The organism is Thermocatellispora tengchongensis (assembly GCF_014202315.1).
In the GTDB taxonomy this organism is placed as follows: domain Bacteria; phylum Actinomycetota; class Actinomycetes; order Streptosporangiales; family Streptosporangiaceae; genus Thermocatellispora; species Thermocatellispora tengchongensis.
The window spans coordinates 29,309-45,542 of the sequence record NZ_JACHGN010000038.1; the positions used below are offsets into that span (position 1 = coordinate 29,309).

Genomic DNA, 16,234 nt, shown 5'->3' on the forward strand with positions numbered 1-16,234 from the left:
GTGGGTGGCCGGTGCCGTGGGGTTCGCCGCCCTGCGGCAGGAGCCGGGTCGTTACGCGCCCGCGTACGGACGGCTCGATGGAGATTTGCGACAAGTATCCGAGTGGTTGTGAGGTTCGAGATGGTTGTGAGACCGACATGGCCGTGAGCACGGACGCCGCCCGGGAGGTGTGGCAGGACGCCGGGGTGCCCGACGAGGACCGCGTCGAGGCGCTGATGTCCCGGATGAGCCTGGCCGAGAAGATCGCCCAGCTCTACGGCGTGTGGGTGGGCATCGACGACGCCGACGGCGAGATGGCCCCGCACCAGCACGAGTTCACCTCGCTGCCGGTGGAGTGGGAGGAGCTGATCCGCTCCGGCATCGGCCAGCTCACCCGGCCCTTCGGCACCAGGCCGGTGGACGTGGTCACCGGCGCGGCCACCCTGGCCAACGCCCAGCGCGCGATCGTGGCGGCCGGGCGGTGGGGCATCCCGGCGCTGGTGCACGAGGAGTCGCTGACCGGCCTGGCCGCCTGGAAGGCCACCGTCTACCCCAGTCCGCTGTGCTGGGGCGCCGGCTTCGACCCCGGGCTGGTGGAGCGGATGGGCGCGCAGATCGGTGCCACGATGCGCCGCCTGGGCATCCACCAGGGCCTCGCCCCGGTCCTGGACGTCGCGCGCGACCTGCGGTGGGGGCGGGTCGAGGAGACGATCGGCGAGGACCCGCTGCTGGTGGGCATGATCGGCAGCGCGTACGTGCGCGGCCTGCAGTCGGCCGGCGTGATCGCCACGCTCAAGCACTTCGCCGGCTACTCCGCCTCCAAGGGCGGGCGGAACCTGGCCCCGGTCTCGGTGGGCCCCCGGGAGCTGGCGGATGTGATCCTGCCGCCGTTCGAGATGGCGCTGCGGGCCGGGGCGGACTCGGTGATGAACTCCTACGCCGACATCGACGGCCTGCCGGTCGCGGCCGACCCGGGCATGCTCACCGGGCTGCTGCGCGAGACGTACGGGTTCACCGGCACGGTCGTGGCCGACTACTTCTCCGTGGCGTTCCTGCAGACCCTGCACAACGTGGCCGGCTCGCCCGCCGAGGCGGCCCGGCTGGCGCTGAGCGCCGGGATCGACGTCGAGCTGCCCACGGTGAACTGCTTCGGGCCGCCGTTGCTGGAGGCGGTCGAGCGCGGCGAGGTCGATCCGGCCCTGATCGACCGCGCGCTGCGCCGGGTGCTGCTGCAGAAGTGCCGGCTGGGCCTGCTGGACGCGGACTGGTCGCCCGAGCCCGCGGTGCTGGAGGAGGAGGGGGAGGTCGTGCTGGACGACGACGCGGCCCGCTCCCTGGCCGGCGACCTGGCCCGCCGCTCCATCGTGCTGCTGCACAACACCGGCGCGCTGCCGCTCGCGGCCGGCGCTCGCCTGGCCGTGGTCGGGCCCCGCGCCGACACCGCGCACGCGATGATGGGCTGTTACTCCTTCCCGCTGCACGTGGGCGTCCACCATCCCGGGATGCCGCTCGGCATCGACGTGCCGACCCTCGTCGAAGCGCTTCGCGGCGACCCGGCCGGCTACCAGGTGCGCCACGAGCAGGGCTGCCCGGTGCTCGGCGGCGACGACGCGGGCATCGCCGCGGCGGCCGAGGCCGCGGCCGGGGCCGATGTGTGCCTGGCCGTCCTGGGCGACCAGGCGGGCCTGTTCGGCAACGGCACCTCCGGTGAGGGCTGCGACGCGGCGAGCCTGCGCCTGCCGGGGCGGCAGGAGGAGCTGCTGGAGGCGGTGCTGGCCACGGGCACGCCGGTGGTGCTGGTGCTGCTGGCCGGACGGCCGTACGAGCTGGGGCGGCAGATCGACCGGCTGGCCGCGGTGGTGTGCGGGTTCTTCCCCGGGGAGGAGGGCGCGCCCGCGCTGGCCGACGTGCTGTCGGGGCGGGTGGAGCCACAGGGCCGGCTGCCGGTCGGTTTCCCCCGCGACGGCGGCAACCAGCCCGCCACCTACCTCGGCGCGCCGCTGGCCCAGTCGAGCGAGGTCAGCACGGTGGACCCGACGCCGCTGTTCCCGTTCGGGCACGGCCTGTCCTACCATCCCGCGACCTGGGCCGGGATCGAGGCGGAGGCCGCCGAGTGGCCGACCGACGGCACGTACGAGGTGCGGGTCACGTTGCGCAACGACGGCCCGGCCGAGGTCTCCGAGGTGGTGCAGGTGTATCTGCACGACCCGGTCGCCGAGGTCGCCCGCCCGGTGCAGACGCTCCTGGCGGCTCCGCGGGTGGACCTGGCTCCGGGCGAGACGCGCGAGGTGACGATCACCCTGCACGCCGACCAGACCTCCTACACCGGCGCGTCCGGGCGGCGGCAGGTCGATCCCGGCGAGGTGGAGTTGCGCGTCGGCGCCTCCAGCGCCGACATCCGCCGGGCGATCCCGGTCACCATGACCGGGCCGCGGCGGCAGGTCGGCTTCGACCGCGTGATGGAGGCGGCCGTCCGCTCCGATCCGCGGCACTGATCCCCGGCGCGTTCAGCGCCGATGGGCGGCCCGGAGCGCGCTCCGGGCCGCCCGTGTCGCTCGCCGCGGCGGGTCAGTGCGAGTCGCGGGGCACGGCGTGCCCGCGCCCGCCGCGCAGGAAGTCGAAGTCGGCGCCGTCGTCGGCCTGGAGCACGTGCTCGCGGTACAGCCACCGGTAGCCGCCGTCGTCGGGGCTGGCGGGCGGGCGCCACTCGGCGCGGCGCCGTGCCAGCTCCTCCTCGGGCACGTGCAGCGTCAGCCTGCGGGCGGGCACGTCCAGTTCGATCCGGTCGCCGGTGCGCACCAGCGCCAGCGGCCCGCCGACGGCGGCCTCGGGGCTGACGTGCAGCACCACCGTGCCGTACCCGGTGCCGCTCATCCGCCCGTCGCTGATGCGCACCATGTCGTTCACCCCGGCGCGCAGCAGCTTGGCCGGCAGCGGGACGTTGGCGACCTCGGGCATGCCGGGGTAGCCCTTCGGGCCCGCCCCCCGGATGACCAGCACGTCGTCCGGCGTGACGTCGAGATCGTCGTCGTCGCAGACCGCGTGGTAGTCCTCCGGCGAGTCGAACACCAGCGCCCGGCCGGTGTGCCGCATCAGCTCCGGTGAGGCCGCGGACTGCTTGATCACCGCGCCGTTGGGGCACAGGTTGCCGCGCAGGATGGCGGTGCCGGTGCCGGCGGGCTGCAGCGGCGCGTCCAGGGGGCGTATCACCTCGTCGTTCCAGCACTGCGCGCCCGCGACGTTCTCGGCCATGCTGCGGCCGGTGACGGTGAGCGCGGCGCCGTTGAGCAGGCCCGCCTCGTCCAGGCGGCGCAGCACGACCGGCAGGCCGCCGGCGTAGCAGAAGTCCTCCATCAGGAACCGGCCGGAGGGCATCAGGTCCACGATGGTGGGCACGTCGCGTGCCAGCGCGTCGAAGTCGTCCAGCGGCAGCTTGACGCCCAGCCGCCCGGCCAGCGCGGTCAGGTGGATGATCGCGTTGGTGGAGCCGCCGATGGCGGCGTTGGCGCGGATGGCGTTCTCGAACGCCTCGCGGGTCAGGATCGCGCTGGGGCGCAGGTCGTGCTCGACCATGTCCACGATCCGCCGGCCGGCCTGCTGGGCGACCTCATAGCGGCGGGCGTCCACGGCCGGCCAGGTGGCCGAGCCGGGCAGTTGCATGCCCAGCGCCTCGGCCATGCAGGCCATCGTGGAGGCGGTGCCCATCGTCATGCAGTGCCCGTTGGACCTGGCCATGCAGCCCTCGGCGGCGTAGCCCTCCTCCACGCTCATCCGCCCGGCCTTGATGTCGGCCTCGAACTTCCACACGTGGGTGCCCGAGCCGACGTCCATGCCGCGGAACTTGCCGTTGAGCATCGGCCCGCCGGTCACCATGACCGCGGGCAGGTCCACGCTGGCCGCGCCCATCAGCAGGCCGGGCGTGGTCTTGTCGCAGCCCGACAGCAGCACCACGCCGTCCAGCGGGTTGGCCCGGATCAGCTCCTCGGCCTCCATCGCCAGCAGGTTGCGGTACAGCATCGCCGTCGGCCGCATCAGGGTCTCGCCGGTGGCCAGCACCGGGAACTCCAGCGGGAACCCGCCGGCCTGCCACACGCCGCGCTTGACGGCTTCGGCCACCCGGTGGAGGTGGGAGTTGCACGGGGCCAGCTCCGACCAGGTGGTCGCGATCCCGATCACGGGGCGGCCGTCGAACACCTCCGGCCCGAACCCCTGGTTGCGCATCCAGGACCGGTACAGCATGCCCGAGCGCCCCTCGGCGGCGAACCAGTGCGCACTACGCCGGCTCGCCCGCCCGGCCCCGCCCGACGTCATCGCCGCCCCGCTCACCGGACGCCCACGGCCAGGAGTCGAAAGGCGGGACTGTTGCGATGCTGCTTGCCCACGGTGATCCTTCCTTGCGCGATGATGTGCGTGAGGACGGCATACCCGGAACGGGTACCCGGCCCGTCATGCCGGCGCCGGTGAGAACGGCACCCGGGGCGGTCCGCCGAAGAGCGGGACCTCCCCGGCGAGCGCCCGTCCGGCCGCGGCTTGTCGGGCCGTGAGCGGCACGCCCACGCATTTCGCCGGCGCGGCCCTCATTCCCCCCGCGGCTCCCCTCCGATTTGCCGGAATGCTGCCGCTGTAACGGTAAATGTCGTGAACGTCCACCGTCAACGGTCGCGCGGCCTCCCCGGGGCGTTGCGGAGGATCAGGCGGGCGGGGTGCCGCGTCGGCGTACCAGCGGGAGGTACACCTCGTCGATGATCTCGACGAGGACCTCGTCTGGGGCGGTGGGGACCCCGCGCATGACGAACTCGTTGCGGAGCAGGACGATGGCCACGGTGGCGACCCGCGGGTGGAGCGCTTCGGGGCGGGCCTCGCCCCGGGCGATGGCGCGGCCCAGGACGGTCAGCCAGGTGGCGGTCACCGTGTCGGTGGACTGCTCGGGCAACTGGGCCAGCAGTTCCGGCGCGCCGCCTGCCGCGGACAGCAGGTCGCGCAGGATCGCGCCGAGGGGGGAGCTCCAGTGGCGGTTGGCGCGGCGCAGCAGTTCCAGGGCGTCTCCGCGCAGCGTGCCGGTGTCCGGGGGCTGGATCGTGGTGGTCAGTTGCCGGTAGGCGGCGATGCCGAGGGCGAGGCGGTTCGGCCAGCGGCGGTAGATCGTGTTCTTGTTGGTGCCGGCGCGCTGGGCGACCCGGTCCATGGTCAGCCCGGCGTATCCGGACTCGGTGAGCTCGTCCGCCGCGGCGCGCAGGATCGCCTCCTCCAGGGCGGCGCCGCGGCGCCGCGTCTGCCCGTCGCCGGGCTGTCTCTTCGGCTCCCCCGTCATGCCCTCTTCCCGTGATCGGTACGGATCGTTCCTTCCAATGGTGGGCTTGACCCCCGCTTCGAGGCAAGTAAGGTACGTGGCGTACCTAAAAGGAAAGGGGTGTGACGCATGCGCGTCAAAGGCATCACCTACGACACCGGCTTCGTCCTCGGCGGGCGGAACTCCCGTGAGCGCTTCGACCCGGAGCTGGTCGAGCGCGAGCTGCGCATCATCCGCGACGACCTGCACTGCACCGCGGTCCGCGTCACCGGCGGCGATCCCGGGCGGCTGGAGTCGGCCGCGTCGTTCGCCGCCGGGCTGGGCCTGGAGGTGTGGTTCTCGCCCTATCCCCTCGACCTGGACGCCGATGAGATGCTGGCGCTGTTCGCCGACTGCGCCGAGCGGGCCGAGCGGATCCGGCGGCGGGGCGCGCAGGTCGTGTTCGTCACCGGCGCCGAGCTGAGCCTGATGAACAAGGGATTCCTGCCCGGCGGCACCTTCGCCGAGCGGATCGCGCTGCTGAGCGATCCGCCGCGCCTGCGCGAGCTGATCGGCGAGGCCGGCCGCCGGGTCGGCGACTTCCTCGGCAGGGCCGTGGCTCTGGTCCGCGAGCGGTTCGGCGGCAGGGTCACCTACGCCGCCACGCCGCTGGACCGCGTCGACTGGACGCTGTTCGACATCGTGTCGATGGACCTGTACCGGTCGGCCGAGGTGGCGGATCGGTTCGCCGAGGGCGTGCGCGCCCTGGTGGCGCAGGGGAAGCCGGTCGCGATCACCGAGTTCGGCGCCTCCACCTTCCGCGGCGCGGGCGAGGTGGGCGCGCGCGGGCTGGAGATCGTCGAGTACGACAAGGACACCGGGGCGCCGCTGCGGCTGAGGGGGGAGTACGCGCGCGACGAGGCCGGCCAGGCCGCGTACCTGCGCGAGCTGCTGGAGGTCTTCGACGCCGAAGGCGTGGACGCCGCCTTCGTGTTCCTGTTCGCGCAATACGACCATCCGCACCGCCCCGGCGGCGACCTCCGCGAGGACCTGGACCTGGCCGGCTACGGCATCGTGAAGGTCTTCGAAGACCGCGACGGGGACACCTACCCCGGCATGCCGTGGGAGCCCAAGGCCGCCTTCACCGCCCTCGCCGAGCACTACCGGGGCCGCTGAGGATATGCCGGACGGCAGATGCCGGGGCCCGGGGGCGGGCGCGAGGGTGGCGGCATGAGGATTTCGAGCAGAGTGCTGTCCGCCCTCCTTCTGGCCGTGGTGGTGGCGGGCGCGCTCCAGGCCCCGGCGGGCGCGGCCCGGCAGAGCCTGGAGTGGGTGGAGTGCGGCGACGGCATGCAGTGCGCCAAGCTGACGGTCCCGATCGACTGGAAGCGGCCGGACGGCCCGAAGACGCGGGTGGACCTGGCCCGGCTGCCCGCCCGCGAGCCGGGGCGCAAGCTCGGCTCGCTGGTGGTCAACACCGGCGGGGGCGCGACCATCCAGCCCGTACGCGGCACGCCCGCGGTGGTGTCGGAGCTGACCACCTGGTTCGACGTGGTCCTGATCGATCCCAGGGGCATGGGCGACCGGGGCAGCTCCACGGCCGTCGAGTGCGACAGGCCGCAGGCGGGGATCGGCGGGCTGATCCTGAACCCGACCGCGGCGGGCTGGCGCGCGCAGGCCAAGGCGAACGCCGCCTACGACGCCTCCTGCCGCGCGGCGATGGGGGCGGCGTACGCGGGGCTGACCTCGTGGCAGGTGGCCCACGACCTGGAGGCGCTGCGCGTGGCGCTCGGTGAGCCCCGGCTGCGCTACTTCGGCAACTCCTACGGCACGGTGTACGGCCAGGCGTACCTGGAGCTGTTCCCGGCCAAGGCCGGCCGGATGGTGCTGGACGGCGTCGCCGACCACACCCGGCCCTCGCTGGAGCGGTGGCTGCTGGACCACGCCCGTACCGAGGAAGCGCAGCTCCGCCGCTTCCGCGACTGGTGCGCCGCGGGGTGCGCGCTGGGGGACGACGACGCGATCGAGGTGTTCGACGAACTGCTCGCCCGCACCCCGCTGCCGGCCGGGGAGCAGACGGTGAGCAGGCAGCAGTTCCTGCTCGCGGTCAAGGAGGGGCTCGCCCCGCCCGCCTGGCCGCGCCTGGCCGCCGCGCTGCGCAAGGCCGCCGACGGCGACGCCTCGGACCTGGCCAGGCTCAAGCCCCTTCCGCCGGAGTCCCCCGGCCACCCCCACGGCGCGATGCTGTGCCACGACTTCATGCCGGACGTGCCGGGATACCGGGAGTTCCGGGCGATGGAGTCGCGGCTGCGCCAGGCCGCCCCGCGCATCGGGTGGATCCACGGCCGCTACCAGCTCGCCCGGTGCGTCGGCATGGGCGGCGAGCCCGCCAACCCGCCGCGCCCGCTGCGGGCCAAGGGGGCGCCCCCGGTGCTGATCGCGATCGGCGACACCGACGACAACACCCCCAACCTCGGCGCCGAGCACGTGGCGGCGCAGATCCCCGGGGCGCGGGTGGTCCGGCACGGCGACGGGCACGCCGCCTACCTCCTGCACAGTGCCGCCGGGATGGGCGATACGTGCCTGCGCCGGCACGTGCACGACTACCTGACCGCCGGGACCCTGCCCGCGCCCGGGGCGCGCTGCCCGGGGGACCTGCTGGCTAGGATCCCCAGGGGGTGAGACGCGGCGTGATCGGAGCCTGGCGCAAGCTGCCCGCGCTCGCGCAGGACGCGGTGCTGGCGGTGCTGGCGACGCTGGTGACGCTGGGGTTCCCCCTGCTCACCGTCCCCGCCGGGCGCACCCCGCTGTGGGCGGCGCTGGTGTGCGGGGTGTGCGCGCCGCTGGCCGTGCGCCGCCGGCTGCCGCTGACGGCCGCGCTGGCCTCGGGCACGGTCGTCGTGCTCGGCCGGCTGCTGGAGCAGCCGGAGGTCGGCGCCTGGGTCACCGTGGCGGCCTTCGCCTCGGCCGCCTACCACCGCGAGCGGGCCCGCTGGCTGCCCGCCGCCGCGGCGGCGGGCTGGCTGGTCGCCCTCGCCCTGGTCTACGGCGAGGCGGTGGCGGAACCGTCCGGGCTGGTCGTCTCGGTGGCCGCGGGGCTGGCTCCGGTCGCGCTCGGGCACATCCTGCGCCTGCGGCACGATGAGGTGCGGCAGGCCGAGCTCGTCCGGCGGGCGCGCGAGCGCGCCCGCATCGCCCGCGAGGTGCACGATGTGGTGGGCCACCACCTCAGCGCGATCCGGCTGCAGGCCGTCGGGGCGCGGCGGGGCACGCCCGACGACGCCCGGCGGGCCCTGGAGGTGATCGCCGAGATCTCCGGCACCGCGCTCGGCGAGACCAGGCGGCTGCTCGGCCTGCTGCGCGATGAGGAGTACGCCGGCGCCGACCTGGGCGCGCTGGCCGACCGCCTGTCGCGCCAGGGGCTCCGCGTCCGCCTGGTCGGCGACGCGCTGCGCGGGGAGGTGCCCTCGCAGGTCCGGTACGCGGTGTACCGGATCGTGCAGGAGTCGCTGACGAACGTGATGCGCCATGCCGGGGTCCCGCGCGCGGTGGTGCGGGTCCGGCGCGGGCCCGGGGTCGTGGAGGCGGTGGTGGAGGACGACGGGCGCGCTACCCCCGGCGGGCCGGCCGTGCCGGAGGGCGGCGGGTTGCGCGGCATGCGCGAACGGGCGGAGCTGCTCGGCGGCACGCTCACGGCCGGGCCGCGCGAACCCCGCGGCTGGCGGGTGACCGCCCGCATCCCGCTCCCCGGGGCCGGCCGCCCCGGGGGTTCGCGCGGCGGCGAGAGGGAAGGAACGGGGCCGTGACCATCCGGGTGATCGTCGCCGACGACCAGGCGCCCACGCGGGAGGGCCTGCGGCTGCTGCTGTCGTCCGAACCCGGCATCGAGGTGGTGGCGACGGCCGGCGACGGGTACGAGGTGGTCGCGATGGCGCGGCGGCACCGGCCGGAGGTGGTCCTGACCGACATCCGCATGCCCCGCATGGACGGCCTGGCCGCCATCCGCGACCTGCTGGCCCTGGACCCGGCGCCGGCCGTGGTGGCGCTGACCACGTTCAACTTGGACGAGTACCTGTTCGGCGCCCTCCAGGCCGGCGCCGTGGGGTTCCTGCTGAAGGAGAGCGACCCGGGCCTGATCATCGACGCGGTGCGGGTCGCCCACGACGGCCAGGGCCTGGTGGACCCCCGGGTCACCCCCCGCCTCCTGCACCGCTTCGCGGTCACCTCGCCCCGCCCGCCCACCAGCGAGCTGGCCTCGCTGACCCCGCGCGAGACCGACGTCCTGCGCCACCTGGCCACCGGCGCGAGCAACGCCGAGATCGCGCAGGCGCTGGTCATCTCGCCCGGCACGGTGAAGGTGCACATCGAGCGCATCCTGGCCAAGCTCGGCCTGCGCACCCGGGTGCAGGCGGCCGTCTACGCCCACCGGCACGGCCTGGTCACCTGGGCCGACCTGCCCTGACGCCGTCCGCGCCGCCGGCGAGGGACACGAAGCCGGCGCTGGTGGCGGTGCGGGACATCGGGGCGGCCGGCGCCGCCGCCTTCGCCGGCCCGACCCGCTGCAGCGGGGCGGACATCGAGCCGGCCCGCGACGCCTTCCGTCGTGAATGAGCGGTCGCACTGGGCGGTCGCGTGGTTTGCGATGCCGGCCGCGGCGGGACCGGTGTTCCCGTCCCGCCGCGATCCCGGCCGGACGGCGTCAGCGTTCGGCGGCGGGCTCCATGGCGTCCGCGGCGACGTCCTCGGGGTAGTCGGCCGCGCGCATGCGGGCGAGATCGCTCTCGCGCAGGGCGAGGACGGCGCCCAGGCTCACCAGCGCGGCGAGCAGCATGTAGGCGGAGACCGAGTAGGCCGTCGAGGTCTCGGCGAACAGCGCGGTGGCGATCACGGGCGCGAACGCGCCGCCCACCAGGGCGCCCAGCGCCGTCGCGAGCGAGGCCCCGCTGTAGCGGACGCCGGGCGGGAACGACTCGGCGTACAGGGCGCACTGGGGGCCGAAGGTCAGGCCGATGGCCGCGCACAGCACGACGACGGCGAGCGCCATCAGGCCGGGGGAGCGGGTGTCGATGAGGGCGAAGAACGGGAAGGCCCACGCGACGAACAGGACGTACCCGATGATGTAGGTGCGCCGGCGTCCGATGCGGTCGGCGAGCACGCCTCCGGCCAGGTTCGCGGCGCACCAGGTCACGGCGCCGGCCAGCGACAGCATCAGCATCAGGTCACGCCCCAGGCCGAGCGCGCCCGTGCCGTAGGACAGGAGGAAGGACAGGAACACGTAGCCGATGGCGTTGCAGCCGGCGAAGGTGAGCGCGGTGATGAGGACCTGCTTGCGGTGGTCGCGCAGCACCCGGAGCAGCGGCGACTCCACGACCCGCGTCTGCGCGCGCATGGCCGCGAACACGGGGCTCTCGCTCACCTTGAGCCTGATGTACATGGCCACCCCGAGCAGGACGACGCTGAGCAGGAAGGGCACCCGCCAGCCCCACGCGACGAACGCCTCCGATCCGACGCCGAGCTGGACCGCCAGGAACACCAGCGTGGCCACGATCAGGCCGGTCGGGGTGCCCGACTGGACGACCGATCCCCACAGCCCCCTGCTGTTGCGGGGCGAGTGCTCGACGGCCATCAGGGCGGCGCCGGCCCACTCGCCGCCCGCGCTGAAGCCCTGGAGCAGCCGCAGCACCACGAGCAGGACGGGCGCGAGAAGCCCCGCCTGGTCGTAGGTCGGCAACACCCCGATCGCCGCGGTCGAGACGCCCATGACCGACAGCGTCAGGACCAAGGTGGCCTTGCGCCCGATCCGGTCGCCGAGATGACCCGCGACGACGCCGCCGATGGGCCGGGCCACGAAGCCGATGCCCAGCGTGGCGAAGGACAGCAGGGTCCGCGTGGTGGGGTCGGCGGCGGGGAAGAACGCCTCGCCGAACACCAGCGCGGCGGCCGTGCTGAAGATGAAGAAGTCGTACCACTCGATCGCCGTGCCGAGATAACTCGATGCCGACGCGCGCCTGGCCGCCGACGTGGCTTCCGCTGTCACCGCACACCTCTCCTGGATCAGTCTGCTTATCAGACAGATTTCGATGAACGGCCCGCTTTCCCCCAGGAGCAGGCATTGACGGGAGCATAAGATGACGCCAATCTGTCTGACAACCATCCAACTGGAAGTAGGGTTGTCATGCCGTACCTCACCTGGGGAACAGACGCGAACGTCTACTACGAGGAGTTCGGGGCGGGAGCGCCGATCCTGTTCGTCAGCGCGGGGCTCGCCACCCACGACGAGTGGGAGCACCAGGTGGCTCCGCTCGCCCGCGACCACCGCACGGTCACCTTCGACTGGCCCGGCGTCGGCGCCTCGGACAAGCCGAACCTCCGCTACGGCGGCGACCTGCTCGTGGATTCCATGAAGGCGCTGATCGAGACGCTGGAACTGGAGCGCTGCACGGTGGTGGCGCACGGCATCGGCGCCCACGGCGCCCTGCTCGCGGCCGAGCGGTTCCCCGCGCTGGTGCACAAGCTGGTGCTGGTCGGGGCGGCCCCCTGGTACGGAGGAGATCGCGACGGCATCGCCGGCGGGTTCTCCGCGGAGTTCATCGCCTGGTGGTCGCAGAAGACCGTGTCCACCACGACCACGGCCGCCGAGGCGTACGCCGCGCTCGGGCGCGAGTACCTGTTCCACCGGCCGCCGGCGCCGGAGGTCCTGGACTGGTTCGTGGCCGGGGCGCTGCAGTGGCCCCTGCACGTGTTCAACGCCTACTGCGCCGACATGGCCGGCCTCGACCACCGCGAACGGCTCGCCCGCATCCGGCAGCCGACGCTGGTGATCCAGGGCCGCCACGACCGCAAGCAGCGCTACGAGGGCGCGAAGGTGCTGCGGGACCTGCTGCCGGACGGCACCCTGCGCACCTTCGACGACAGCGCCCACATGGTGAACGTGGAGGAGATCGCCCGCTTCAACGATGAACTGCGGGCTTTCGTCGCCGCCTGAACACCGGGCTAGGGTTGACCCTGCCCCTGACATGATGACGTCTGGACGAAGGGCAGAGGACGACATGACGCCGAGGGACCCGGTGCCATCCGTGCCGGGAGCCAAGCTCACGCGCCTGCAACTGGCCGATCAGGTGGTCGAGCGGCTTCGCGGCCTGATCGCCGACGGGGCCCTGCGGCAAGGAGACCGGCTGCCGTCGGAGACGGAGCTGAGCCGTGAGCTCGGGGTGGGCCGCTCGACGGTGCGCGAGGCGCTGCGGGTCCTGGCCCATCTCGGGCTCATCGAGACCCGCAAGGGCTCGGGCAGCTACGTCTCCGGCACCCCGGGGCCGGTCTCCCCGGGTCCCTCGTCGGCGGTGGCGGCGGCCGACCTCGCCGATCTGTTCGAGTTCCGCTTCGCCCTGGAGTCGGAGATCGCGCAGCTCGCGGCCCAGCGGCGGACCCCGGGCCAGCTCCGCCGGATACTGCAGGCCCTGGAGAACGTGCACGAGGCCGTGGCGAAGGGCGCGTCGGCGACGAGCGTCGCCGATGTGGAACTCCACCTGGCGATAGCCGAGGCCGGCAACAACCGCTACCTGCGCGAGGTGTACGAGAGCTACCAGGCCACCTTCGCCGCCGCCGCCGACAGGCTCATCGGCATGCAGGCGCCCTCGCACATCCGCGACGTGCACGACGACCTGGTGGAGGCCATCGCGGTCCAGGACGTCCGCGCCGCGGCGGCGGCGGTGCGCCGGACCTTCGACGAGATCCGCGTGCGCCTGAGGCTGCTGGCCTGACGCATCCCGGCCTACCGGCCCGCCCCGGCCCTTCCCGCGCGCCACGCCGTGGCCACGGCCAGGGTGGTGAGCGCCACGACGCCGCCGCCCACCCACAGGACGCCCGGGATCGCCGCCCTGTCGGCGACGATGCCGCCGACGAGCGCGCCCAGGGCGATGGCGAGGTTGAACATCGAGGTGTAGGAACTGCTGCCGGCCGTGGCCGCAGGCGAGGGCGTGTGCCCCCTGGGAGAGCACGTCTCGCGGTACTTCGCCCGGCCCGGCATCGCCTTTCGCCTTCGTCCCCTTCCGGCAGGCTCCGCCCGCGCGATGGGGCCTGGTCCGGCGCCGGCGGAGACCGCCAAGGTACGCGCCTTCCTCCAGACCGCCCGCCGCCTGCTCCCGGACTGACCGCGACCAGGGGCGACGACCCCTGCAATGCCGCTAATTCACCGCACTTCACGACTTTTCATGAGATGGGTCTCATCCTGATCTCAGCCTCACCTCACCGCCGGCCGACATCGTCGAAGTCGTGCCGGGCGGCCGCCCGGCAGGACGCTGATGGAGGTACGACGTGCGCAAGATCGGATTGGCTCTGCTGGGGACGGTCCTGGGGGCCGGCGTGGGCACCGTGATCATGGCGGCCCCGGCGTTCGCCGAGGAGCGCGCCTGCCGGGGGACCCTCCGCGCGGTGACCCTCGACAACGTACGCGTGCCGCAGGGGGCAACGTGCACCCTGATCGGCACCCGGGTCAAGGGGACGGTGAAGGTCGAGCGGCGGGCCACCCTGGTCGCCCGGGGGGTGAACGTCGTCGGCAACATCCAGGCGGAGGGGGCCGCCCGCGTGTCCGTCCTCGCTCGCTCGGTGGTCGGCGGCAGCGTACAGGTCAAGCAGGGCGGGGCGGCCCGGGTGGAGTCGTCGCGGATCAAGTCCGATATTCAGCTCGACGCCAACGGCCGGTATCTGAAGGTCAACGGGAACCGGGTCGGCGGCAGCATCCAGGTGGTGGGCAACCGCGGCGGCGCGGAGATCCGCCGCAACCGGGTAGACGGCAATCTCCAGTGCAAGGAGAACCGCCCCGCGCCGACCGGATACGGGAACCGCGTGGGCGGCAACAAGGAAGACCAGTGCCGCCGGTTCTGACGTGGCGCGCGGCGCCCGGCGGGGCGCCGACCCTGCTACGCCGGCCGCGTGCCCGGCGTCGCTGTCCCTGACCGTCCTCTGCCGGAACGCCGGCGTACGTGCGCCGGGGCCGGAAACGGGTCGCGGCGGCCTCGCGGTGCGAACCGCGCGAATACCGCCGCAAACCCGGGAATTTCAGTTCAGCAGGCCGATCTACCACCAGCCCCAGTCGTCCCAGTCGTCCCAGGAATCCCAGTGGTGGTGGTGGTCCCAGAAGCCCCACCACCGCTTACGACGGCAGAAGCGACGACGGCGGCGGTGACAGCGTGGATGTGTCCCAGTCATGGTCTCCCCCCGTTGGTTGCTTTCTCAATTAGGACGCTAGCACTGAAAATTGGACGAATCACGGCATGTTGTGGTGGTTCAAGGAGACTTGACCAGCAGCACGGAAAGGCGCGGCGAAGGGCGCGTCGGGCCGGGTGGTCGCCGCCGTTCCGGGCGAGGTGGCGGCCCCCCCTGTGGCCGCTGGTGCGGCCTGTGCTGGTGGGGGAGATGAAGACCCCGAGCGGGGCGGCCGGGCTCAGTCCGCGGGGTCCGTGCCGGGCGGGGGGACGGTCAGGGCCAGGGAGAGGGCCAGGCGGTCGGCCGGGACGTCGAGATCCAGGCCGGCCAGGGTGGCGAGCCGGTTCAGGCGGGCGCGCAGGGTCTCGCGGTGCACTCGGGCGGCGGCAGCGGCCGGGTCCCAGCGGTAGTTGGCCGACACCCAGGCGCGGGCCGCGGCCAGCAGGGCCGGGGCGTCGGACGCTGCGGTCACCGGGGTGAGCAGCGCGGCGGCGAAGCGGGCGGCGGCCGGGGAGGCGAGCAGCCGGTCGAGCTGCATCGCGGGGGTGTCGGCATAGCGGACGACCGGCCGGTCCGCCCGGGTCAGCCCGGCCGCGAGCGCCGCCTCCCTGATGCCCGCCGCCGCCTCGGCGGGTGGCCGGGGGCCGGACACGCCCGCGCGGGACTCGCCGAGCAGGCCGGGCAGGCGCTCCTCGGCGAAGCGCGGCGTCACCAGTACGGCGGCGGGCTCGCGCGAGGCCGGCCAGCCGCCCGCCGTGACGATCCGGGCGGCGGCCTGGCGGTGCCCGGGGCCGGCCGGGACCACGGCGACCAGCTCGGACGGCAGAGGCAGGTCGATCACGGCCGCCACCCTGGCCGCCGAGCGGGCGTCGCCCTCGGCGAGCAGGCCGCCGACGACGCCGCGCAGCTCCCGGTCGCCGCCCCGCTCCAGGACGGTGAGCAGGGCGGCGGCGGTGCCGACGATGCCCGCCGTCCAGTTGGGCCGCTCGCCCACCACGTCCGCGCCCACGCACAGCGTGCCCCGGCGCTCCCGGGCCGGGCCCAGCGGCACGGCGGTGACGGGCACGCCGTCCAGCTCCTCGTGCAGCACGTGCCGGGCGCCGCGTTCGGCGCGGCGGGCCAGGGCGGCGAGCGCGTCCTCCGGCGGGCCCGCGCCCTCGGGCGCGCGCAGGGTCAGCGCGTGCCCGGCGTCCAGGACGGCCGCCCAGCCGCGCAGCTCGTGGGCCAGCCGGTCGGTGACCGCCTGGCGCCCGGCCCGCCCGGCCTCGGCGAGGCGTTGCTGCACCCGCCTGGCCTGGTCGGCCTCGCGGCGGGCCTCGGCGGCGTTGAGGTCGGCGACCGCGCGGTCCACGGCCACGAACGGCGTACGGGCCGGCACCTCCAGCAGGGTGAGCCGGTGCCGGCGCGTGGCCCGGATGACCTCGCCGGGGATCTCGCCGAACCACGGGGCCAGCCCGAAGCCGACCGCCCTGGCGTCGGCGGCGGCCAGCCGCGCGGCCCACGCCTGGGCCGCGCGCGCCGGGTCGGCCTCCTCGCGCAGCCACATGCCGCTGGTCAGCAGCAGCTCGGCGCCGTCGAGCCAGGGCACGGGGTCGGGCAGCTCGGACACCGCCACCCAGCGCACCGGCTGGTCCAGCCCTTCGTGCCCGAAGATCACCCGCAGCCCGAGCCGGGCGTCGGCCACCAGCCTCCTGATCGTCACCGCCATGGCGTCACCGTCCCCCCGCGCCCGCGCGTCGCAGGACCGCTGCTCCGTGCCATACCACATTTCGCCGGGCCGTA

General features: G+C 74.2%; 13 protein-coding genes. 8 read left to right on the forward strand and 5 right to left on the reverse strand.

All coding sequences use genetic code 11. The features are described from left to right. The first annotated feature begins 137 nt into the window (after window positions 1-137). Window positions 138-2,474, forward strand: a complete 2,337-nt coding sequence (locus HNP84_RS48875) for a beta-xylosidase/alpha-l-arabinosidase (protein WP_185056998.1) — start codon at window positions 138-140, stop codon at window positions 2,472-2,474. A 73-nt stretch (window positions 2,475-2,547) separates the two neighbouring features. Here the strand turns inward: HNP84_RS48875 and HNP84_RS48880 are convergent, their stop codons facing one another. Both HNP84_RS48880 and HNP84_RS48885 read right to left on the reverse strand, forming a co-directional pair. Next, on the reverse strand, window positions 2,548-4,290 hold the full coding sequence (locus HNP84_RS48880) for an IlvD/Edd family dehydratase (RefSeq protein WP_185056999.1): 1,743 nt from the start codon (window positions 4,288-4,290) through the stop codon (window positions 2,548-2,550). Window positions 4,291-4,669: 379 nt separating this feature from the next. After that, window positions 4,670-5,290 carry a TetR/AcrR family transcriptional regulator gene (locus HNP84_RS48885; RefSeq protein WP_185057000.1) on the reverse strand — a complete coding sequence of 207 codons (621 nt, stop codon included), beginning with the start codon at window positions 5,288-5,290 and terminating at the stop codon, window positions 4,670-4,672. Window positions 5,291-5,398: 108 nt separating this feature from the next. Here HNP84_RS48885 and HNP84_RS48890 point away from each other — a divergent pair, with 108 nt between their 5' ends. From HNP84_RS48890 to HNP84_RS48905, 4 genes are read left to right on the forward strand one after another with little or no spacing between them, the layout of a single operon-like run. Continuing rightward, a complete protein-coding gene (locus HNP84_RS48890) occupies window positions 5,399-6,424 on the forward strand; it encodes a glycoside hydrolase family 113 protein (protein WP_185057001.1) in 1,026 nt (341 codons plus the stop codon). A 54-nt stretch (window positions 6,425-6,478) separates the two neighbouring features. Beyond that, complete coding sequence (locus HNP84_RS48895; RefSeq protein WP_185057002.1) at window positions 6,479-7,930, forward strand: alpha/beta fold hydrolase; 1,452 nt, start codon at window positions 6,479-6,481, stop codon at window positions 7,928-7,930. Further along, window positions 7,927-9,054, forward strand: coding sequence for a sensor histidine kinase (locus HNP84_RS56605; protein ID WP_185057003.1), 1,128 nt, complete (start codon window positions 7,927-7,929; stop codon window positions 9,052-9,054). Before HNP84_RS48895 ends, HNP84_RS56605 begins: the two co-directional genes overlap by 4 nt. Beyond that, window positions 9,051-9,710, forward strand: coding sequence for a response regulator (locus HNP84_RS48905; RefSeq protein WP_312927378.1), 660 nt, complete (start codon window positions 9,051-9,053; stop codon window positions 9,708-9,710). Before HNP84_RS56605 ends, HNP84_RS48905 begins: the two co-directional genes overlap by 4 nt. Before the next feature lie 237 nt (window positions 9,711-9,947). On the opposite strand, the gene HNP84_RS48910 is transcribed toward HNP84_RS48905, so the two are convergent. Beyond that, window positions 9,948-11,285: an MFS transporter gene (locus HNP84_RS48910; protein ID WP_312927380.1), complete on the reverse strand. Its 1,338-nt coding sequence runs from the start codon at window positions 11,283-11,285 to the stop codon at window positions 9,948-9,950. A 138-nt stretch (window positions 11,286-11,423) separates the two neighbouring features. On the opposite strand from HNP84_RS48910, the gene HNP84_RS48915 reads away from it, so the two are divergent. Beyond that, entirely contained in the window at window positions 11,424-12,233 is an 810-nt protein-coding gene (locus HNP84_RS48915) for an alpha/beta fold hydrolase (RefSeq protein WP_185057005.1), read from the forward strand. Between the two features lie 91 nt (window positions 12,234-12,324). Next, window positions 12,325-13,008, forward strand: coding sequence for a FadR/GntR family transcriptional regulator (locus HNP84_RS48920; protein ID WP_185057006.1), 684 nt, complete (start codon window positions 12,325-12,327; stop codon window positions 13,006-13,008). Window positions 13,009-13,019: 11 nt separating this feature from the next. On the opposite strand, the gene HNP84_RS48925 is transcribed toward HNP84_RS48920, so the two are convergent. Next, window positions 13,020-13,274: a hypothetical protein gene (locus HNP84_RS48925; protein ID WP_185057007.1), complete on the reverse strand. Its 255-nt coding sequence runs from the start codon at window positions 13,272-13,274 to the stop codon at window positions 13,020-13,022. Between the two features lie 287 nt (window positions 13,275-13,561). On the opposite strand from HNP84_RS48925, the gene HNP84_RS48930 reads away from it, so the two are divergent. Continuing rightward, on the forward strand, window positions 13,562-14,131 hold the full coding sequence (locus tag HNP84_RS48930; RefSeq protein WP_221337707.1) for a hypothetical protein: 570 nt from the start codon (window positions 13,562-13,564) through the stop codon (window positions 14,129-14,131). A gap of 559 nt (window positions 14,132-14,690) precedes the next feature. Here HNP84_RS48930 and HNP84_RS48935 read toward each other — a convergent pair. Continuing rightward, entirely contained in the window at window positions 14,691-16,160 is a 1,470-nt protein-coding gene (locus tag HNP84_RS48935; protein ID WP_185057008.1) for a PucR family transcriptional regulator, read from the reverse strand. Window positions 16,161-16,234: the final 74 nt, after the last annotated feature.